Source organism: Herbidospora sp. RD11066, assembly GCF_054661255.1.
This window is the reverse complement of record NZ_BAAGDO010000003.1, coordinates 591,279-610,001: the sequence shown is the minus strand read 5'-3', so window position 1 is coordinate 610,001 and position 18,723 is coordinate 591,279. Positions and strand designations below refer to the sequence as shown.

Here is an 18,723-nt window from a genome sequence, read left to right as displayed (position 1 = left end):
CCCATGATCACATCTGTCAGTGATTGCCAATATGTCCCCTGATCGGCATGGATAAAGAGCACATCGTGCCAGAAAGCGGACAGCGACCACTCGACCGCAATCCGTTGAATAATCAACCATCTTGACCCGTGGTGGGCGCGCTCCCATTCCAGGGGACCCTTGCGTCGGGATTACTCGTCATTTACGCTCCCCGTCAAGTTAGGAAACCTTCCTAACTGTTCAGTCCGCTGTTTGCCAGGGAGTGCACATGCACGATCGCCCCAGACGTCGCCGCTCGTTAGGAGCGGCTGCCGTAGCAGTCACGCTCGCCATCCTGTCCATGGCGAGCGCCCCCGCGAAAGCCGCCCCTCCGCCCCCGCTCATCTCCGGCGGGAAGGCGGCCACGTCGTCGTCGATCGAGGCCGCTGGGTTCGAGGCGGGCAAGGCGGTGGACGGCAGCACCACCACCCGGTGGGCCTCCGCCGAAGGCGTCGACCCGCAGTGGATCCGCATCGACCTGGGCGCCAACTACACGGTCTCGCGGGTCAGGCTGAACTGGGAGGCGGCGTACGCGTCGGCCTACCGGGTCGAGGTCTCGCCCAACGGTACGGACAGTTGGACGTCCATCTTCTCCACGACCACCGGCAACGGCGCCATCGACGACCTCGGCGTCGGCGGCACCGGGCGGTACATCCGGGTGTACGGCACCGCCCGTGGCACCGCGTGGGGTTACTCCCTCTGGGAGTTCGAGGTCTACGGCAACCCGGCCTCGGGTGGCGGTGACACCACCGCGCCGAGCGTGCCGGGCAGCCTGCGCTCCACCGGCGCGAACGCCTCCAGCGTCTCGCTGGCCTGGAACGCCTCCACCGACAACGTCGGCGTGACCGGCTACGAGGTGCTCCGGAACGGGACCCAGGTGGCCACCGCCACCGGGACCACCCACACCGACACGGGGCTGACCGCGAACACGTCCTACCAGTACACCGTCCGGGCGCGGGACGCCGCCGGCAACCGGTCGGCGGTCAGCACCGCGGTCACCGTGCAGACCACGGGTGGCACCTCCGGCAGCACGCCGGTCGCGGCCAACGGGCAGCTGCGGGTCTGCGGGACCAAGCTCTGCAACGAGAACGGCAAGCAGATCCAGCTCAGAGGCATGAGCAGCCACGGCATCCAGTGGTACAACCAGTGTCTCAACACCGCCTCGCTCGACGCCCTGGCCACCGACTGGAAGGCCGACGTCCTGCGCATCTCCATGTACATCCAGGAGGGCGGCTACGAGACCAACCCGCGTCTCTACACCGACCGCGTGCACAGCCTGATCGAGCAGGCGTCGGCCCGTGGCATGTACGCCATCGTCGACTGGCACATGCTCACCCCGGGTGACCCCAACTACAACCTGGCCAGGGCGCGGACCTTCTTCACCGAGATCACCCAGCGCCACAACGCCAAGAAGAACGTCCTGTACGAGATCGCCAACGAGCCCAACGGCAGCGGCGTCACCTGGTCGGTCGTCCGCAACTACGCCAACCAGCTGATCCCGACCATCCGCGCGAACGACCCCGACGCCCCGATCCTGGTCGGCACCCCCGACTGGTCGTCGCTCGGCGTCTCCGGCCCCGGCGACCAGACCGACACGATCCGCGCCAACCCGGTCACCGGCACCAACATCATGTACGTCTTCCACTTCTACGCCGCCTCGCACGGCACCATCTACCTGAACGCGCTGTCGCGCGCCGCCGACCTGCTGCCGATGTTCGTGACCGAGTTCGGCACCCAGGAGGCCTCCGGTGACGGGCCGAACAACTTCAGCCGGTCGCAGCAGTACATCGACCTGATGGCCCAGAAGAAGATCAGCTGGGTCAACTGGAACTACTCCGACGACAACCGCACGGGCGCCGTCTTCACCTCGGGGACCTGCTCCAGCGGGCCGTACACGGGCACCTCTCGGTTGAAGGAGGCGGGTGTATGGGTGCGCGACCGCATTCGTACCGCCGACGACTTCTGACCGTCGCGGCCGTAGTGGCCGCGGTGCTGGTGCCGGGGACCTCCTCGTGGGCGGCCGACACGCTGGTCTCCCAGGGGAAGCCGGCCACGGCCTCGTCGATCGAGGCGGCGGCGCTGCCCGCGAGCCTGGCGTTCGACGGGAACACGGCCACGCGGTGGGCGTCGGCCGAAGGGGTCGACCCGCAGTGGATCAGGGTCGACCTCGGCTCCTCCCACACGATCTCCCGGGTGAGACTGAACTGGGAGGCGGCCTTCGCGTCGGCGTACCGGATCGAGGTCTCGGCCAACGGGACCGACGGCTGGTCGTCGATCTTCTCGACGACCACGGGCAACGGCGCGATCGACGACCTGACCGTGTCCGGAACCGGGCGCTACGTCCGGGTCTACGGCACCGCGCGGGGCACCGTGTGGGGTTACTCCCTCTGGGAGTTCGAGGTGTACGGATCCCCGGCCGGCGGCGGCGGTGACACGACCGCGCCGAGCGTCCCGGGCAACCTCCGGAGCACGGCCACGACCAGCAGCAGCGTCACGCTGGCGTGGAACGCCTCGACCGACAACGTCGGGGTGACCGGCTACGAGGTCTACCGGAACGGCACCCTGGTGACCACCGTCACCGGGACCGGCCACACCGACACCGGGCTGGCGGCGTCGACCTCGTACACGTACACGATCAGGGCCAGGGACGCCGCCGGGAACCGGTCGGCGGCGAGCAACCAGATCAGCGCGCAGACCGGGAGCGGCGGCGGCGGTTCGACCGTCGACGTCTCGACGTCGGCGCAGCTCGTGGCCGCTCTGGGCAACGCGCAGCCGGGGCAGACGATCCGGCTGGCGGCCGGTGAGTACCACGGCGCGTTCCTCACCCAGCGGGCCGGCACCGCGTCGGCCCCCATCACGCTGACCGGCCCGGCGGGCGCCGTGCTGGTCAACGACGGGCCGTCCGGGACGGCGCCCTCCTGCCCGGCGCCCACGAGCGGCTGGGACTCCGGCTACGGGCTCTGGCTGTTCAACGCGCCCTACTGGAAGCTGACCGGTTTCACCGTGAAGGACTCCAAGAAGGGCATCGTCCTCGACAACTCCCACCACGTCACGATCGACGGGGTGTACGTCCACCACGTCGAGGACGAAGCGGTGCACTTCCGCAGGTCGTCGGCGGACGGAGTGATCCAGAACTCCCGCATCGACAACACCGGGCTGGTCCAGCCGGGCTACGGCGAGGCCGTCTACATCGGCTCGGCGAACTCGAACTGGGCCTGCCACGGCAACGTCGGCGGCGTCGACCGCAGCGACCGGGTGCAGGTCATCGGCAACACCATCGGGCCGAACGTGGCCGCCGAGCACGTCGACATCAAGGAGGGCACGTTCGGCGGAGTGATCCGCGGCAACACCTTCAACGGCCGGGGGATCTCCGGCCAGAACTCGGCCGACTCCTGGATCGACGCCAAGGGCATCGACTACCTGATCGAGAACAACATCGGCACGTTCAGCTCGCCGGGCACGTTCGTCAACGGGTACGAGACCCACAACCCCGCCACGACGCCGTCGTTCCAGAACGGCTGCGGCAACGTCTGGCGGGGCAACCGCTCCGACCTGGGCGGGGTGGGCGCCTACGCGATCAGGATCACGTCGACCTCGAAGTGCGCGGGCGATCTCAACATCGTCCACGCCTCCAACACCGTCACCAACGCGGTGACGGGACTGACCAACATCGCGGTCACCCCATAGTTTTCTGACCGTCGATCGCTTCACGGATGATGTCGGCATGACCGGCGTGCTGGGCGGTCTCGGCGATGATGTGCAGCAGCACTCGCCGGACCGTCCAGCTCTCCTCCGTGTTCCACGGGGCCTTGGGCAGTTCCCGGGCCGCGCCCAGGTCGGGCAGGCTCGCGACCAGCTCGTCGGTCTTCAGCGCGACCTTCTCGTATTCGGCCAGGACGCCTTCGAGGGTGTCGCCCGGCAGCATGCGGAACTCGTCGGCCCGGCGCTGCCAGTCGGCCTCGGTCATCTGGCTGAAGTCGTCCATCGCCTTCGCGCCCTCGACGATGAACTCGGCCCAGCCGCGCTCGACCGAGGTGACGTGCTTGATCAGGCCGCCCAGGCACAGCTCGCTCACGGTGCTTCGCTCGGCGGCCTGCTCGTCGGTCAGGTTCTGGGCCGCGTAGCGCAGGAAGCCCCGGTGCTTGGCCAGGGTCGAGAGGATGTCGTTGCGTTCGTCCATGCCTCAAGTCTGGCCTCGATAGCGGTCACTTCCTGTCCTGTACGACCACCAGAATCGAACCATGGCGAACACCAGCAACCGGACCCTGCGGCTGCTCTCCCTGCTCCAGACCCGGCGCTACTGGCTCGGCGGCGAGCTGGCCGAACGGCTCGGGGTGTCGGTCCGCACGCTGCGCCGCGACGTCGACCGGCTGCGTGAGCTGGGCTATCCGGTCGAGTCGCAACGCGGCGTCGACGGCGGCTACCAGCTCGCCGCCGGAGCCGCCCTGCCGCCACTGGTGATCGACGACGAGGAGGCGGTGGCCCTGGCCGTGGGGCTCCAGGCCGCCGCGCAGGGCGCCGTCGAGGGCATCGCCGAATCTTCCGTACGGGCGCTGGCGAAGGTCGTCCAGGTCATGCCGGCCCGGTTGCGGCACCGGGTCGAGGCGCTGCGGACCATGACCGTGCCGAGCGGCTGGAGCGGCTCACCCCGGGCGGGGATCGACCCGGACATCCTGACGGCGGTGGCGCTGGCCTGCCGCGACCAGGAGCAGCTCCGGTTCTCGTATACGGCGGCCGACGGCCGGGGGTCCGAGCGGCTGACCGAGCCGCATCGGCTCGTCTGCACGGGCTTCCGGTGGTATCTGGTGGCCTACGACCTGACCAGGCACGACTGGCGGAGTTTCCGCGTCGACCGGATGACCGGTCCGGAGAAGACCGGCGACCGGTTCAGGCCCCGGGAACTCCCGGCCTCCGACGCCGCCGCCTTCGTGAAGGCCGGGCTGGAGAACACGCCGCAGCCCTATCGGGTCGAGGCGGTGATCGAGGCGCCGGCCGAGGCCGTGCGGGAGCGGATCGGGCGATGGTGCACGGTCGAGGCGATCGGCGCCGGGCGGTGCCGCATGGAGATGACGACGAACTCCCTCGATTGGCCGGTCATGGCACTGGGGCTCGTCAGGGCGGAGTTCCGGGTGGTGCACCCGCCGGAGCTGGCGGAACAGGTGCGGGAATGGGGTGCGCGCTTCAGTCGGGCCTGATGCCCGCGTAGTAGCGGCGTGATTTGTCACGGCTTCCGCAGGTGGTCATGCTGCACCAGCGGCGGCGCCGGTTCTTGCTGACGTCCAGGAACAACCAAAAGCACGAGGGGCACTCCCCGAGCCGATCGAGCGGCCCGTGCGTGAGCAACTCCATCGCGGAGGCGGCCACCTCCCACATCAGGGTTTCGACGGTCCGCGGCGGCCCCCACTCCAGCCGGAAATTTCCGTCATGTCCATGGAGTCGCCCCCGGGCAACGCCCTCCCCATAGACCTCGACGATCCGATCAAGGTCATTTTGGGGGGCCTCGGAGCCATGGGCCAAGGGTTGAAAGACCCGGAACACCGTCTCGCGGAATTCACGGGCATCGGCCAGATCGTGGCGCCTCCGGGTCGTACTTGCTTCCGCCGGATCGCGAAGGTTGCGGGCTTCGTCTGCGCCGGACTCGCTTTGTCCAAGCGGATGCCCTGCCGCCTCTGACCAGGTCAGGGCCTCTTCTGGAGTGGCGAGCCAGTCGCGGCGGGCGATCGGGCGGGTGTTGACCGTGTTCGTGAAGTCCAGGCAGAACGCGTTGCCGACCAGCTCGACCTCCATCATCTCACCATTAAAACACCATTGACAGGTAAGAACATCAGGCTGCACGCTATGACCGATCAAATGCCTTTGAAAGGTGAGAATCGGATGGGCCGATCGTTCAACGCCCTGTGGTTCGGCACCGGCGCGGCCAACCTCGGTGACGGCATCGCCCTGTTCGTCCTGCCGCTGCTCGCGCTCGGCGTCGGCGCCTCACCGGGCGGCGTCGCGGCGGTCACCGCCGCGCTCACCCTCGCCTGGCCGATCTTCGGCCTGCACGCCGGATGGATCGTCGACCGCGTCGACCGCCGCCTGCTTCTCGCCGGAGTCAACCTGCTCCGAGCCGCCTTGCTGGCCGGGATCAGCGTCGCCTTCCTCACCGAAACGCTGTCCCTGACCGGACTGCTCGCCGCCGCGATCCTGCTCGGCGCGGCCGAGACGCTGGTCGACACCGCGCTGACCTCGACCATTCCGCTCGTCGTCGACCAGCAGGGCCGCAACCGGGCCAACGCCCGCATCGAGGCGACGATCAACCTCACCAACCAGCTCGTCGGCCCGCCCCTCGCGGGCCTGCTGGCCGCGGTCGGCCTCGTGCTGGCGACCGGCCTGAGCGCGGGCCTCTACGCCCTTGCCGTCGCGGGCCTGGCCCTGATGGTCCTGCGCCAGGCCCCGGTGAGCAGCGGGAACACCAAGGTCGTCGCGGGGTTCCGGCACCTGTGGGGGCAGCCGGTCGTGCGCACGCTGACCCTCTTCACGGCCGCCATGAACATCCCCTGGGCGATCCACACGGCCCTTTTCGTCGTGTACGCCCTCGCCCCCGGCCCCCTCGGCCTCACCCCCGCCCACTACGGGCTGATCCTCACCGGCATGGCCGTCGGCGGGCTGATCGCGTCGGCCGTGGTCGAACGCCTCCGGCTGAGGTTCGGCGTGACCCGCCTGCTCATCGCCGACGCCGTCGGGACGGTGCTGCTCGTGCTGCCGATCGCGCTCGACGCACCCCTCTGGGCGGTCGCGGCCGGGGCGATCACGGCGGGCGCCGGGTCGAGCGTGTGGCGCATCCTCGTCGCCACGATTCGGCAGAACCTCTCCCCGCCCGACCTGCTCGGCCGCATCTACGCGGCGTCCCGCATGATCAGCTGGGGCGTCATCCCGGTCAGCGCCGCCCTCGCCGGGGTCGCGGCCGAACTCTGGGAGGTGCGCGCGGTGTTCGCGCTGGCGAGCGTCGTCTCGGTCGTCGTGCTGGCGGTGTTCGTGCCCTACGCGCTGCGGACCGACTTGTCGGAGACCGTCAGGTCGGCGTAGACGATCACGTTGTCGCGGTAGTGGCCGGTGGCCGGGTTGAAGTCTCCTCCACACGTCACCAATCTCAGGCCGGGGTGGTCGAGGGGGCCGTACACACGGTCTGAAGGGAAGTCGTTCTTCGGCACCCGCTCCACCGACCTGACCGTGAACCGGGCCACCTGCCCGTCGGCGCGGGTGACGTCGATGGCGTCGCCGCGCCGCATCCGGCCGAGGTCGTAGAAGACGCCACGACGGCCGCCGCCGTCGACGTGCCCGAGGATCACCGCGCCGCCGGGTTCGCCGGGGGAGTAGCCGGGTGCGTACCAGCCCGCCTCCTCAGGCTCCGACGGCACCTGCACGGTGCCGTCGGGCCTGAGCCCGAGCATGATCAGTTCGGTGTGTACGCCGATGCTCCCGACATCGATCCGAACAGGCCGTGCCCTGGTCAGCGTGGTCCGCGCGGGAGCCGGCGGCAGGGCGGCCGACTCCCGCGCGGGTGGTGCGGGCGGCGGCGGGTCCTCGGTGAGGAGGGTGCCGCCCGCGAGCAGGGCCCCGGTCGCGGTGAGGGTGGCGGCCGCCAGGCCGAGGACCCTGCGGGTCACGCCGCGCTACGACGCCGCAGGGCGATCAGGCCCGTCGCGGCCCCCGCCACGAGAAGGACCCCGCCGAGCGGGAGGGCGACCGGCATGCCGCCCCCCGTCTCCGGAGCACCATCGGGCACCGGACGGCTGTCCCCGCGCCGCGGCACCGGCGCGGGGGACGCGTCGGCCCGGGACCGCTCGGACGGCACCGGCGCCGGTTCGGCCGAGGCCCGGGTCTGCTCGGGCACCGGCGACGGCGAAGCGGCGGCCGGGGCGGCGAAAGCGAGCGTGGCCACGATGGCGAGGCCGGTGGCGGCCAGAGTGAATCGCATACATCCTCCAGGGTCTGGTCTCGACCCGGGAGCCTGGCAGCGCGATGTCCGCGGGCCATGAGCGGAATGTCATGAGCGTGTAATGAACGCCGCTTTCGACCAGATATGCGCTGATCAAGCCGGATACTGGGTCCCGTGGCCCGAGTGATGCTCATCGAGGACGACCGTTCCGTCCGCGAAGGACTGCGCCTGTCGCTGAGCCGCCACGGCCACGAGGTCGCGACCGCCGAGACCGGCGAGGAGGGCCTTCGACGGCTCCGTGAGACAACGATGGACATCGTCGTCCTCGACCTGATGCTCCCCGGCCTCGACGGCTTCGAGGTCTGCCGCCGGATCAGAGCCGGTGGCCACCTGCCGATCGTCATGCTCACCGCCCGGGGCGACGACCTCGACGTGGTCAGCGGTCTGGAGGCCGGCGCCGACGACTACGTGGTCAAGCCGGTGCGGCCGCGCGTGCTGGAGGCCCGGATCAGAGCGGTCCTGCGGCGCTGGGCGGCCCCTTCGGCGGTCGGCCAGGAGGTCTACGGCGACCTGGTGATCGACCGGGGCGCGCTGACGGTGGCCAAGAGCGGGGTCGGTCTGATTCTCCCCCCGCTGGAGCTGCGGTTGCTGCTCGAACTGTCGGCGTCGCGGGGGCAGGTGTTCAGCCGTCAGCAGCTCCTGGAATCGGTCTGGGACCTGGACTTCCTCGGCGACTCGCGACTTGTCGACGCCTGTGTCCAGCGGTTGCGCACCAAGATCGAGGACGTTCCGTCCCAGCCCAGGTTCGTCCAGACCGTGCGCGGGTTCGGATATCGGTTCGGACCGTTGTGAGAGGGCTTCGGGCCCGATTGGTCGTGGTGTTCGCCGTGCTGGCCGGGTTGAGCGCGCTCACGGCGGCCGGGCTAGTCTACAAGCAGGCCCGCGACCTCATGCTTACCCGCACCGAGTGGTCGGTCGTCAACGAGTTCCGGCTCCGCGTCTCGACCCTGACCGAGAACATGCAGCACCCGCCGTCGAAGGCGGCCCTCCAGCAGCTCGCCAACGGCGTCGCCCCCGCGTTCCTGGAGGCGACCGGCGCCGCCGTCTACGGCGATTCCGGGCTGGTGGCCTCCGGCGACGGAACCGCTCCTCTCGGTCCCGACCTGCGGCGACGCGTCACCGCCGAACAACGGCTGGTCTACCAGCGGGTGGTGCGCGACGGCTCGGCCTATCTCGTGGTGGGCACGCCCGTGCTGCTCCGCCGGGAGGGCACGCCGTCGGGCGTCGAGGTCTACCTGATCTCCTCGCTCGACGCCGAGGCCGCCGACCAGGAGGCGCTGGTCGCCGCCGCCCGCAACGGCGTCGTGCCCGTGCTGCTGCTGGCCGTGCTGTTCGCGCTGGTCGCCGCCGGTGGAGTCCTCAGACCTGTACGTGATCTCGACCGCGCCGCCCGCCGCCTGGGCGCCGGTGAACTCGACACCCGCCTCAAGGCCACCGGCCGGGACGAACTGGCCAGGCTCGTCGAGACCTTCAACGCCACCGCCGCCGCCCTGGAATCGAGCGTGGGCAATGCCCGCCGGTTCGTCGCCGACGTCTCCCACGAACTGCGCACCCCACTGGCCTCGATCCTCGCCATGGCCGACGTCATCGAGGAGGAGGCCGCACGGCTCGACGGCGACCTGCCGGAGGCGGCCGCCCTGCTGAACCTGGAGGTCGGCCGCCTGGTCAAACTGGTCGAAGACCTGATGGAGATCTCCCGCTTCGACGCCGGCGCCGCCGGTCTGGTCGTCGACGACGTGGACGTCGCCGAGGCGGTGGCGGCGAGTCTGCGTACCCGAGGATGGACCTCGGACGTCACCGTGGCCATCGACCCCGGCGTCCGCATCAGGCTCGACCCGCGCCGCTTCGACGTCATCATGGCCAATCTGGTCGGCAACGCGCTCAGGCACGGCGCCCAGCCCGTGACCATCACGCTGAAGGGCCTCGCCATCGAGGTCGCCGACTCGGGGCCGGGCATCGACCCCGACCTGCTCCCCCACGTCTTCGACCGCTTCTCCAAGGCCGACGCCGCCCGTACGAGATCGGACGGCAGTGGCCTGGGCCTGGCCATCGCCCTGGAGAACGCCCGCCTCCACGGCGGCACGATCGAGGTCGTCAACCGCCCCGAGGGCGGCGCGCTGTTCCGCCTGACCCTGCCCAGGGAACCGCGATGAGAAGAATCCTGCTGGTCGTCGTGCTGGTGCTGACCGGTTGTGGCATCAGCCCCACGGGCGTACAGGACGGCGGCGAACCCGCCAGCGGCTTCCAGCCCAGCATGCGGCTCTACTTCGTGTCGGGCCAGCGCCTGCGCGCCGTCACCCGCCCGATGCCGTGGCCGTCGCTGAAGGAGACTCTGAATCTACTGATCGACGGCCCCAGCGAACCGGAACGGAAACTGGGCCTGGCCACCGAACTGGAAACCTGGATCGGCACCCTGGGCGCCGTCACCGCCGACGCCGCCAAGGTCCGCATCACCGTCGAGACCCCCGACTCGGCCGCCGCGCCTGTCCCCGTCCCCCGCGAGACCATCGCCGCCCAGCGCGACCGCACGTTGTGGGCCGGCCAGCTCACCTGCACGGCCGCCGCCGCCGTGGCCGCGCGCTCGAACATCGACCCCGACGCGGTCACGGTCGAGGTGCGGCGGGGGAGAGCGAGCTTCGGCTCGTTCCGCTGCTCGGAATTTCCCCGCGCGGCCGAATAATGGATCCGTGGACATCCCCTACGACACCGAACCCTGGCACGAGATCATCCCCAGACTGTCCATGGGCGGCCATTTCCGCGGCGACCCGTCCGGCCTGCTCCCGGTCGTGGTGACCGACGAGTTCGACGTGGTCGTCAGCATGATCCGCCTCGACGGCCACGGCCCCGACGACCCGGCCGTCCACCACGTCTGCCACGTCCCCGACGGCCCGTTGACCCCGGAACAGGTCCGCACGGTCGTGACGATGGCCGAATTCACCGCCGAAGCGGTCCGCTCGGAGCAGCGGGTGCTCGTGCGGTGCAGGGCGGGCTACAACCGCTCGGGCCTCGTCGTGGCCCAGACCCTCCTGCTCCTCGGGTACGCCCTCGACGACGTGATCCCCCTCATCCGCACCCGGAGATCACCCCTCGCGCTCCACAACACCCACTTCGTGGACTACCTGACGACCGGCCTCGATTCCCGCTAGCGGCAGGATCAGGCAAGAGGTCGAGCGGATCGTTCTACCTTCCTTTGCATCTCAGCGCTTCGGTGGGAGGTAGACGAAAGGAGCACGAAAATGCCGCTCGACCACTATGTCACCCTCGGACGCTCCGGCCTCCGGGTCAGCCCCTTCGCCCTCGGGGCGATGACCTTCGGCGACGACCCCGGCTCGGCCGGATGCGACGTCGAGGAGTCGGAGAAGATCCTCGGCACCTACCTCGACCGGGGCGGGAACTTCGTCGACACGGCCAACTTCTACAGCAACGGCCACTCGGAGAAGATCCTCGGCGACTACTTCGCGGCGCGACCGGGCCTGCGTGGCCACACGGTCGTGGCCTCGAAGTTCTTCGGCAACATGTATCCCGGCGACCCGAACGGCGGCGGCGCCGGCCGTGGTTCGATCATCGCCCAGCTCCACGAGAGCCTGCGCCGCCTCCAGACCGACTACCTGGACCTCTACTGGCTCCACAACTGGGACCGCAACACCCCGCTGGAAGAGACGATGCGGACCCTCGACGACCTCGTCCAGGCCGGGAAGATCCGCTACATCGGCTTCTCCAACACCCCGGCGTGGGTGACCGCCCAAGCCCAGACCATGGCGTCGCTGCGCGGCTGGACCCCGCTGATCGCCCTCCAGGTCGAATACTCCCTCCTGGCCCGGACGGTCGAGGGCGAAGTGGCCCCGCTCGCTTTGGACCAGGGCCTGGCCCTGACCCCGTGGAGCCCGTTGAAGAACGGCTTCCTGTCCGGCAAGTACCGCCGAGGCGCCGAGGTCACCGACTCGGCCCGCACGGGCTACGTGGGCGGCCCGACCGAGGCGGATTACCAGGTCATCGACGTGCTGGCCGAGGTCGCCGACCAGGCGGGCGCGTCGTCGGCGGCGGTCGCCCTGTCCTGGCTGCGGGCCCGCCCCGGCACGGTGGTGCCGATCGTCGGCGCGCGCAGGGTCGACCACCTGGAGAGCAACCTCGCGGCGCTCGACGTGACCCTGACCCCCGAACAGCTCAAGGTCCTGGACGATATCTCGGCGCCCACCCTGGGATATCCGGCGGCGGTCAACGGCGAGACCCGCGCGATGCTCCAATTCGCCGGAACGACCGTCGACGGCGAATCCTCGATCGTCTACCCGCCCCTGCTCCAGAGCTCGGTGCGCTATTGATGAACGCGTGTACCTGATCTACCGAAGCGCCTACGAAGGTCCTCAGGGAAAGTGGATCCGCCACTTTCCCGAACCGACCGTCTACGAATGGTTCCGGCGATTACGGAGCCAGGCCCCCACCGACCTGGAAGCCCTCCTCGACTGGCTGACACGGGAGATCGGAGTGGACATCTACGGCCTGGCCTCGATCTTCCAGCAGAAATCGGCCTACCCGGGCAGAGAGCTGATCCTCCCGGGTGGCCGGGAGGAATTTCCCGATTTCCTCCGAAAGCACCTCTATGTCGAGCGCAGGCTCAACGTCGGCGAGGGAAACGTCCGGGCGCTCACCGACGACGATGACATCGAGCTGGCCTTCTACCTGCTCGACGACGACGCGTTCGCCGCCGCCCCCGACCGCTGGGCCTATCTCGGCACCGAGAATGCCGAACTGCCGACCGACGTCACGGAAGCGGGCGGCTTCACGCCTCCCGATCCGGTCGACGCGCTCACCGAGAAGTTCTCAGGCGGGGAGGGTGCCACCTACCTGGTCGTTCTGGACATCGACGGGATCTGGTTCGGCTGGTCCCCCATGGCGATGGTGCCGGGCGTCCGGCTACCCGGTCTGACGGCGGCTCTGCGTGATGCCGACAAGCCGGAATGGGACGGAGAGTTCATCGCTCTTCGCGCGCTGATCTCCCCAGGTGACTCGGGCATCCGGGCCGCACTGGAGCGGCGCAACCTGTGGCCCTTCATCCACGACGCGTCATACGTGGGACCTCACTCCACTCCGGACGTCTTCGAGATGGCGCCCGATCTCACGAACTCCCATCCGGTCGCCCATGCCGCCGCGATGGATCTGATGGAGACGTTCACCTTGCCCGGATGGCGGTTCCCCGACCGGGCCGTCATCCTCGAGAGCGACCATCTGATCCAGGCGACGCTTCACGTCCACCCCAATGGGTTCCGGCAGTTCTACGTCTTCGATGACCTCTGGGCCGCCGCCCACCCCGGACTGGCCGCCTCGATCATGCACGCCGCCCGCCACTGGGACCCGCTCTGCGACCGCGACCACGCGCGGCTCGACCCCTGTTGAAAGACGGAGCGCCCGTCCCCCGGGGAAGAGGACGGGCGCTCGCCACTTGCTGAAACGGGGTGTTACTCGACGTCCACGACCGGGCTGCCGGGGCGGCAGCGCTCGGGGAGGGGCTCGGTGTTGCAGCCCGTCAGGATCCGGAGGATCTGCGGGTCGTGGTCGGACGCCTGGTCGGCGAACTCGGCGTTGATGTGCACCACGCCGTAGGCGTAGCCCTTGATGTTCGGGCTCACCAGGATGTGGTCCAGCGTCTGCGAGTTGCCGTCGAAGATGTAGCTGTAGCGCTCACCCTCGGGCAGGTCGTTGATCAGGGCCTTCAGCAGCGAACCGTTGTCGGTCAGCGTCGCCAGCGTCGGGCTGAACTGGTAGTCGTTGATGTCGCCGAGCACGACCACGCGGGCCTGGTTCGCCGACTTGGTCGCCAGGTCGGCGACGAAGTTGCGGACCTCGGTCGCCTGGCCGATGCGCTGGACCTCGGAGGTACGGTTCGGCGGCTGGACGGCTGCCGAGTGCGGGTGGTCGCCGCCCTTGCTGTTGAAGTGGTTGGCGATGACGAACAGCTGCTTGTTGCCGTCGTACAGGAACTCACCGACGAGCGGCTTGCGGCTGGACGCCCACACCGACGACGTCGGGTTGATGCGGCCGGGCGAAGCCGACAGGTAGACCTGGTTGCTGGTCGGACGCTCGCGCACCACGGTCACCGCGGTGTTGGCGTCGCCGCCCGGACGGTCCACGAAGGTGGTGCGGGCCGGGTTGAACAGGAAGACCTGGCGGATGTTGCCGCCGGGGGCGCCACCGTCGTTGCCCTCGTTGGGGTCGATCGAGCGCCAGTCGTAGGTCGGGCCGCCGGCCGCGACGATCGCCTGGATGAACTTGGCCATCGTCTGGTCGGCCGCCACGGTGCCGGTGGCGGTGCCGTTGTTGTCCTGGATCTCCTCGAGGGCGAGGATGTCCGGGGTGCCGAGGTTGGTGACGACGGCCTCGGCGAGACGCTGGTACTTCGCGGCCGAGTCGGCGACGGTGAGGTTCTCGACGTTGTACGTCGCGATCGACAGGTCGCCGGCCTTCTTGGCCGGGGTCACCTTCTGGCGCTTGAGGCCGCCCTCGGTGATGGCGCCGAGCTGGGTGGCCTGCAGGACGTAGCCGCCGAAGCTCTGGTAGTCCATGACACCGGTGGTGCCGGCGGCCAGCGTCGAGCCGACGTTGGCGGCGGGGGCGCCGATGAGCGACTGGATGAAGAAACGGCCGGCGTTGTTGTCGGCGTAGTTCAGGTAGATGTGGCCGCCACGCGGGGTCGGGTTGTGGCTGGGCGTGTAGGTCACCCAGAGCTCGCCGAACTCGGTGTTGACCGGGCTGACCAGCTTGGTCTGCTGGTCGACGGTCATCCGCATGCCCTCGTGGACCTCGAAGTAGTCGAGGACGTACGAGGACGGCTCAAGAGGCTGCGCCTCAAGGGCGCCCGACTTGGTGTAGACGGCGGGCAGGCTGACCGGGACCGGCGCGGGGAGCGTGTTGCCGCTCGACACCTTGGTGGTGACGATGGTGCCGCCGAGCTCGGTCAGCGCCTGCGAACCGGTGGCCGGACGGAACTCGGTGACCCGGCCGGAGACCAGGACGCCGTCACCGGGGACGACCGTCGGAGAGGTCGTGCCCATGAAGACGAACAGGCCCTCGGAGGTCAGCGGGTCGGCGTCGGCCGTGGGGTCCTGGAACCAGAAACCGCGCGAGCTGCCGGTGGTGCGGACGGCCGTCACGATGCCGGGCACGTTGGTGACGTTCGTGCCGACGATCGGGGAGATCCGGCCGGAGCCCTGGATGTCGTGGATCCTGACCGTGCCGGGCGTCGGGTCGGTCGGGCCGCCGGTGTCGCCCGCGGTGACCGTGGTGCCGGCGGTGTTGGTGGCCTTCGGCACGCCCGCGGAGAAGTCGACCGAGTTGTTGTCGGTGTCGATCATCGAGCCGGAGCGGGCGGCGGCCGTCGAGTTGGTGAGGCCGGGGGCCGCGAGGGTCTCGACGTTGGCGGTGGCGCCGTAGCCGACGAGGTCCTTGACGTTCGGAGCGGTCGAGCAGGAGATGCCACAGCCGACCAGCGGAATCTGCGCGGTGACCAGCGCGACGACGCCCGAGGTGGCCGACATCGGGATCGAGCCGGTGGCGTCGGGGGTCGGCAGGTTCAGGCTGCCGCCGGCGCCGGCGGCCTGCTGGACGAGGTACTTGCCGTTGGCCGGGATCGTGCCCGAGAGGTTCGTCATCTGGAAGACGGCACCGGCGGCCGAGGCGTATTGAACGCTCCAACCGGACACGTTGATCGGGTTGCCCGTGAGGTTGGCCAGCTCGATGAAGTCGTTCTTGATGGTCGCGCCCGAGTTGCCGCCGCCGCCGTAGACCGCGGAGATGACGACGTCGGACGACAGCGCGTTCGCGGCGGGAAGGGCGCTCAGCGATGCCGCGAGCATTAACGACGACAGGCTGGCCGCCGTGATCAGCCTGCGGGCTCTGGGTTTTGCCACGGGTGTGTGCTCCTCCTCAGGACAGTGTTCCTCAGAGAGCATGGTGCCAGCCCATATCTCTTGGAAATGGCACATTCTGCTACTACCGAGGAGTTCTCCGTTTCTTTCCGTGACGTTTCACTTCTCGGGGCCTGCGACGTGCGCAAACAGCGATTTGACGACATTCGGATACGGCTTGCCGACAATCGCGGTGAAGTGTTCGTGAGCCGCCGACGGTGAATGAACGTCAAAGTTAGCCAAGGAGCCGGGCCGTCTCGTCCCAGAGCCGGTCGGCCAGAACCGGGTCGGCCGCGTAATCGGCCAGCGAAGGCCCGACCGGCACCTCCTGGTCGTCGGCGAAGTAGCGCCCGCTGACCTCGACCTCCCCGAGGGCCAGCAGCAGCGAGGTGGACGCCCCCTGCTCGGGCGTCTTCCACCCGGGCGGTACCTCCAGGACGTTCCCCTGCTCGTCCTTCGCGCCGACGAAGTCGAGCTGGGCGTCGTCGAGGTGCCGCTGGAGGTTGGTCATGATCCCGCCCGGATGCGCGGCGTTGACGAGGAGTCCGGGCCACCGCCGCGCCGCCCCCACCGCGAACAGCACGTTGGCCGTCTTCGACTGCGCGTAGGCCTGCCACGGGTCGTAGGCCCGCCGCTCGAAGTGGACGTCGTCGAAGTGCACCGGAGACATCAGGTGGGCGGCCGAGGCGACCACCACGATCCTGCCCCCGTCGGGGATCGAGGGCCGCAGGCCGATGGCCAGCGCGGCGTGCCCGACGTGGTTGGTGGCGAACTGCAACTCCCACCCGTCGCCGGTACGCGTGAGCTCCGGCAGCGCCATGATCCCCGCGTTGTTCACCAGGACGTCGAGCGGCCCGTCCCAGGCGTCCGCGAAGGAACGCACCGACCCGAGATCGGCCAGGTCGAGCCGCCCGACCGCCACCTTCCGCCCGGTCGCCTCGCGAATCCGCTCGGCGGCGACGAGACCGCTCTCCGGATTCCGGACCGCGAGGGTCACCTCGGCCCCGGCGCGGGCCAGGCCGAGCGCGGTCTCGTATCCGATGCCGGAAGCCCCGCCGGTCACCACTGCGCGCATGATCGATCCCTTCGATGGATTAAACCAACCAGATGGTTTAGTTAACCATAGAATCCAACCGGTTGGTTTAGAATCCAGGTGTGATGGCCTACGACTCCGCCGCGACCCGTGCCCGCCTGCTCGACGCCGCCTACGACGAGTTCGTCGAACGCGGTCTGGCCGGCGCCCGGGTCGACCGCATCGCCAAGGCGGCGGAGGCCAACAAGCAGGCCATCTACGCCTACTTCGGGTCGAAGGACGCCCTGTTCGACGCCGTCCTCGACGCCCGCCTGCGGGTCCTGGCCGACGTCGTCCCGTTCACCCCGTCCGACCTGCCGGGCTACGCGGCGGCGCTGTTCGACCGGTTCGCCGAAGATCCCGGCCTGCTGCGGCTGACCCAGTGGAAGACCCTGGAGCACCCCGACGCCTCCGAGGCCGAACTCGCCGCCCACCTGGGCAAGTCGGGGGAGGTCTCCGAGGCGCTGGGCCTCGACGCCGAGCGCGGCATGGACGCCCTGATGATCGCCCTGGCCGTGGCCCAGGCGTGGAGCATCACCCCGCCCGCCATCCGCACCCTCGGCGCCCCCCACGACGAGGCGCGCCGGGCCCGCCATCGCAGGGCGGTCGTCGCGGCGGTGGGGGCGTACGTGAAGACCCTAGAAACTGAAGGAATCACCGGCTGACAGCAGCACCAGCCGGTCGTCGAGTTCGTACTTCTCGAAGGCGTCCCACAGGTCGCCGGGGCCTTCGGTGAAGTGCTGCCAGCCGTCCATGTGGACGGGGATCACCACTTCGGCGCCCATGATCAGCGTCGCCTCCACGACCTCCTCGGCGGTGAAGGTCAGGAAGCCGTCGACCAGCGGGGTCCGCGCGGCCCCGGCGAAGAAGAGGCCCGCGTCCATCGGCCCGAGGCGCTCGGTGATCTCCCTGGTGGCTTCGAGGTCGGCGTTGTCGCCGCTCACGTAGATCGCGGGTAGATCGAAAGCGGTCAGCACGAAGCCCGTCACCGGCCCGGTGAGATCTTCCGTGCCCGGTGGGCCGTGCCGGGCGGGCACCCACGTGATGCGCAACGAGCCGCCGTCGGGGCGTTCGAAGGTCTGGTGCTCCCAGGACGTCAGCCCGGTGATGTCCTCGCCGAGCCGTGCGGCGGCCTCGGGGGTGGTGAGCACTTCGGGCACCTCGTCGAGCAGGGCCCGGCCCGAACGGTCGAGGTTGTCGGCGTGCTGGTCATGGGAGAGCAGGACGATGTCGAGATCGCCCAGTTCCTCCAGTGAGACGGCGGGACCGGCGGTCTTGATGAGGGTGCGGGTGCCGCTGGCGATCGGTCCGGGCCCGTCGAAGCAGGGGTCGGTGAGCAGTCGGAGGCCGCCGATCTCCAGCAGCGCGGTGGGCCCGCCGACCAGCCGTACGGTGCAGGTTTTCCGTTCGGACTCCATCATCCCATCCTGCGCACACCCGTCCAGGAGCCCTCGGGCGGGGTCACTACTAGCACAATCGGGCACCAGATGTTGATGTGGCAGCTGAGATCGATCCCATATATGGTGTCCCACGCGTTGGTTCGCCTCACCGGCCAGGTGGGGCGTCGCAAGAGGGAACCCGGTGCGAATCCGGGACTGCCCCGCAGCGGTGAGTGGGAACGAAAGCCGTCATCGAGCACTGGATCCTTCGAGGGTCTGGGAAGCGACGGCCGGTAGGCGCTCGTACAGAGCACGCCCGCGAGTCCGAAGACCTGCCAACCGCTTTGGACCGAGGCCGCGTGGGACGGCCCCGCC

At 69.4% G+C, this 18,723-nt stretch carries 18 protein-coding genes and 1 riboswitch; of the genes, 11 read left to right on the top strand and 7 right to left on the bottom strand.

Going from position 1 to position 18,723, the window contains the following annotated elements; genetic code table 11:
• The first annotated feature begins 319 nt into the window (after positions 1-319).
• Entirely contained in the window at positions 320-1,984 is a 1,665-nt protein-coding gene (locus ACYQ78_RS14345; RefSeq protein WP_459801305.1) for a cellulase family glycosylhydrolase, read from the top strand.
• Positions 1,945-3,705, top strand: coding sequence for a discoidin domain-containing protein (locus tag ACYQ78_RS14340; protein WP_459801304.1), 1,761 nt, complete (start codon positions 1,945-1,947; stop codon positions 3,703-3,705). The genes ACYQ78_RS14345 and ACYQ78_RS14340 overlap by 40 nt, the downstream gene beginning before the upstream one ends.
• Here ACYQ78_RS14340 and ACYQ78_RS14335 read toward each other — a convergent pair.
• Positions 3,695-4,198, bottom strand: a complete 504-nt coding sequence (locus tag ACYQ78_RS14335) for a DinB family protein (RefSeq protein WP_459801303.1) — start codon at positions 4,196-4,198, stop codon at positions 3,695-3,697. The two genes, ACYQ78_RS14340 and ACYQ78_RS14335, sit on opposite strands and share 11 nt — an antisense overlap.
• 61 nt (positions 4,199-4,259) lie before the next feature.
• On the opposite strand from ACYQ78_RS14335, the gene ACYQ78_RS14330 reads away from it, so the two are divergent.
• Positions 4,260-5,213 carry a helix-turn-helix transcriptional regulator gene (locus tag ACYQ78_RS14330; protein ID WP_459801302.1) on the top strand — a complete coding sequence of 318 codons (954 nt, stop codon included), beginning with the start codon at positions 4,260-4,262 and terminating at the stop codon, positions 5,211-5,213.
• Here the strand turns inward: ACYQ78_RS14330 and ACYQ78_RS14325 are convergent.
• Positions 5,200-5,805 carry a CGNR zinc finger domain-containing protein gene (locus ACYQ78_RS14325; protein WP_459801301.1) on the bottom strand — a complete coding sequence of 202 codons (606 nt, stop codon included), beginning with the start codon at positions 5,803-5,805 and terminating at the stop codon, positions 5,200-5,202. The two genes, ACYQ78_RS14330 and ACYQ78_RS14325, sit on opposite strands and share 14 nt — an antisense overlap.
• Positions 5,806-5,892: 87 nt before the next feature.
• On the opposite strand from ACYQ78_RS14325, the gene ACYQ78_RS14320 reads away from it, so the two are divergent.
• On the top strand, positions 5,893-7,086 hold the full coding sequence (locus tag ACYQ78_RS14320) for an MFS transporter (protein ID WP_459801300.1): 1,194 nt from the start codon (positions 5,893-5,895) through the stop codon (positions 7,084-7,086).
• On the opposite strand, the gene ACYQ78_RS14315 is transcribed toward ACYQ78_RS14320, so the two are convergent.
• Positions 7,041-7,667: a class F sortase gene (locus tag ACYQ78_RS14315; protein WP_459801299.1), complete on the bottom strand. Its 627-nt coding sequence runs from the start codon at positions 7,665-7,667 to the stop codon at positions 7,041-7,043. The genes ACYQ78_RS14320 and ACYQ78_RS14315 overlap by 46 nt on opposite strands.
• Positions 7,664-7,978: a hypothetical protein gene (locus ACYQ78_RS14310; protein ID WP_459801298.1), complete on the bottom strand. Its 315-nt coding sequence runs from the start codon at positions 7,976-7,978 to the stop codon at positions 7,664-7,666. Before ACYQ78_RS14310 ends, ACYQ78_RS14315 begins: the two co-directional genes overlap by 4 nt.
• 135 nt (positions 7,979-8,113) lie before the next feature.
• Here ACYQ78_RS14310 and ACYQ78_RS14305 point away from each other — a divergent pair, with 135 nt between their 5' ends.
• From ACYQ78_RS14305 to ACYQ78_RS14280, 6 genes are all read left to right on the top strand, one after another.
• A complete protein-coding gene (locus tag ACYQ78_RS14305; RefSeq protein ID WP_459801297.1) occupies positions 8,114-8,791 on the top strand; it encodes a response regulator in 678 nt (225 codons plus the stop codon).
• Positions 8,788-10,152, top strand: coding sequence for an ATP-binding protein (locus ACYQ78_RS14300; protein WP_459801296.1), 1,365 nt, complete (start codon positions 8,788-8,790; stop codon positions 10,150-10,152). The genes ACYQ78_RS14305 and ACYQ78_RS14300 overlap by 4 nt, the downstream gene beginning before the upstream one ends.
• Positions 10,149-10,679: a hypothetical protein gene (locus tag ACYQ78_RS14295; protein WP_459801295.1), complete on the top strand. Its 531-nt coding sequence runs from the start codon at positions 10,149-10,151 to the stop codon at positions 10,677-10,679. Before ACYQ78_RS14300 ends, ACYQ78_RS14295 begins: the two co-directional genes overlap by 4 nt.
• 7 nt (positions 10,680-10,686) lie before the next feature.
• Complete coding sequence (locus tag ACYQ78_RS14290; RefSeq protein WP_459801294.1) at positions 10,687-11,145, top strand: protein-tyrosine phosphatase family protein; 459 nt, start codon at positions 10,687-10,689, stop codon at positions 11,143-11,145.
• 90 nt (positions 11,146-11,235) lie between these two features.
• Positions 11,236-12,318, top strand: a complete 1,083-nt coding sequence (locus tag ACYQ78_RS14285; protein ID WP_459801293.1) for an aldo/keto reductase — start codon at positions 11,236-11,238, stop codon at positions 12,316-12,318.
• 7 nt (positions 12,319-12,325) lie between these two features.
• On the top strand, positions 12,326-13,390 hold the full coding sequence (locus ACYQ78_RS14280; protein WP_459801292.1) for a hypothetical protein: 1,065 nt from the start codon (positions 12,326-12,328) through the stop codon (positions 13,388-13,390).
• A gap of 62 nt (positions 13,391-13,452) precedes the next feature.
• Here the strand turns inward: ACYQ78_RS14280 and ACYQ78_RS14275 are convergent, their stop codons facing one another.
• Positions 13,453-15,900, bottom strand: a complete 2,448-nt coding sequence (locus ACYQ78_RS14275; RefSeq protein ID WP_459801291.1) for a lamin tail domain-containing protein — start codon at positions 15,898-15,900, stop codon at positions 13,453-13,455.
• Positions 15,901-16,132: 232 nt separating this feature from the next.
• Positions 16,133-16,972, bottom strand: coding sequence for an SDR family NAD(P)-dependent oxidoreductase (locus ACYQ78_RS14270; RefSeq protein WP_459801290.1), 840 nt, complete (start codon positions 16,970-16,972; stop codon positions 16,133-16,135).
• Positions 16,973-17,055: 83 nt separating this feature from the next.
• On the opposite strand from ACYQ78_RS14270, the gene ACYQ78_RS14265 reads away from it, so the two are divergent.
• Positions 17,056-17,634, top strand: a complete 579-nt coding sequence (locus ACYQ78_RS14265; RefSeq protein WP_459801774.1) for a TetR/AcrR family transcriptional regulator — start codon at positions 17,056-17,058, stop codon at positions 17,632-17,634.
• Here ACYQ78_RS14265 and ACYQ78_RS14260 read toward each other — a convergent pair.
• Positions 17,608-18,387 carry an MBL fold metallo-hydrolase gene (locus tag ACYQ78_RS14260; RefSeq protein WP_459801289.1) on the bottom strand — a complete coding sequence of 260 codons (780 nt, stop codon included), beginning with the start codon at positions 18,385-18,387 and terminating at the stop codon, positions 17,608-17,610. The genes ACYQ78_RS14265 and ACYQ78_RS14260 overlap by 27 nt on opposite strands.
• A gap of 101 nt (positions 18,388-18,488) precedes the next feature.
• Positions 18,489-18,702: riboswitch (cobalamin riboswitch) on the top strand.
• Positions 18,703-18,723: the final 21 nt, after the last annotated feature.

Coding starts and splice junctions, on each gene's coding strand:
- ACYQ78_RS14345 (WP_459801305.1), top strand. CDS start 320: ATGGCGAGCGCCCCCGCGAAAGCCGCCCCTCCGCCCCCGCTCATCTCC.
- ACYQ78_RS14340 (WP_459801304.1), top strand. CDS start 1,945: ATGGGTGCGCGACCGCATTCGTACCGCCGACGACTTCTGACCGTCGCG.
- ACYQ78_RS14335 (WP_459801303.1), bottom strand. CDS start 4,198: ATGGACGAACGCAACGACATCCTCTCGACCCTGGCCAAGCACCGGGGC.
- ACYQ78_RS14330 (WP_459801302.1), top strand. CDS start 4,260: ATGGCGAACACCAGCAACCGGACCCTGCGGCTGCTCTCCCTGCTCCAG.
- ACYQ78_RS14325 (WP_459801301.1), bottom strand. CDS start 5,805: ATGGAGGTCGAGCTGGTCGGCAACGCGTTCTGCCTGGACTTCACGAAC.
- ACYQ78_RS14320 (WP_459801300.1), top strand. CDS start 5,893: ATGGGCCGATCGTTCAACGCCCTGTGGTTCGGCACCGGCGCGGCCAAC.
- ACYQ78_RS14310 (WP_459801298.1), bottom strand. CDS start 7,978: ATGCGATTCACTCTGGCCGCCACCGGCCTCGCCATCGTGGCCACGCTC.
- ACYQ78_RS14295 (WP_459801295.1), top strand. CDS start 10,149: ATGAGAAGAATCCTGCTGGTCGTCGTGCTGGTGCTGACCGGTTGTGGC.
- ACYQ78_RS14285 (WP_459801293.1), top strand. CDS start 11,236: ATGCCGCTCGACCACTATGTCACCCTCGGACGCTCCGGCCTCCGGGTC.
- ACYQ78_RS14270 (WP_459801290.1), bottom strand. CDS start 16,972: ATGCGCGCAGTGGTGACCGGCGGGGCTTCCGGCATCGGATACGAGACC.
- ACYQ78_RS14265 (WP_459801774.1), top strand. CDS start 17,056: ATGGCCTACGACTCCGCCGCGACCCGTGCCCGCCTGCTCGACGCCGCC.
- ACYQ78_RS14260 (WP_459801289.1), bottom strand. CDS start 18,387: ATGGAGTCCGAACGGAAAACCTGCACCGTACGGCTGGTCGGCGGGCCC.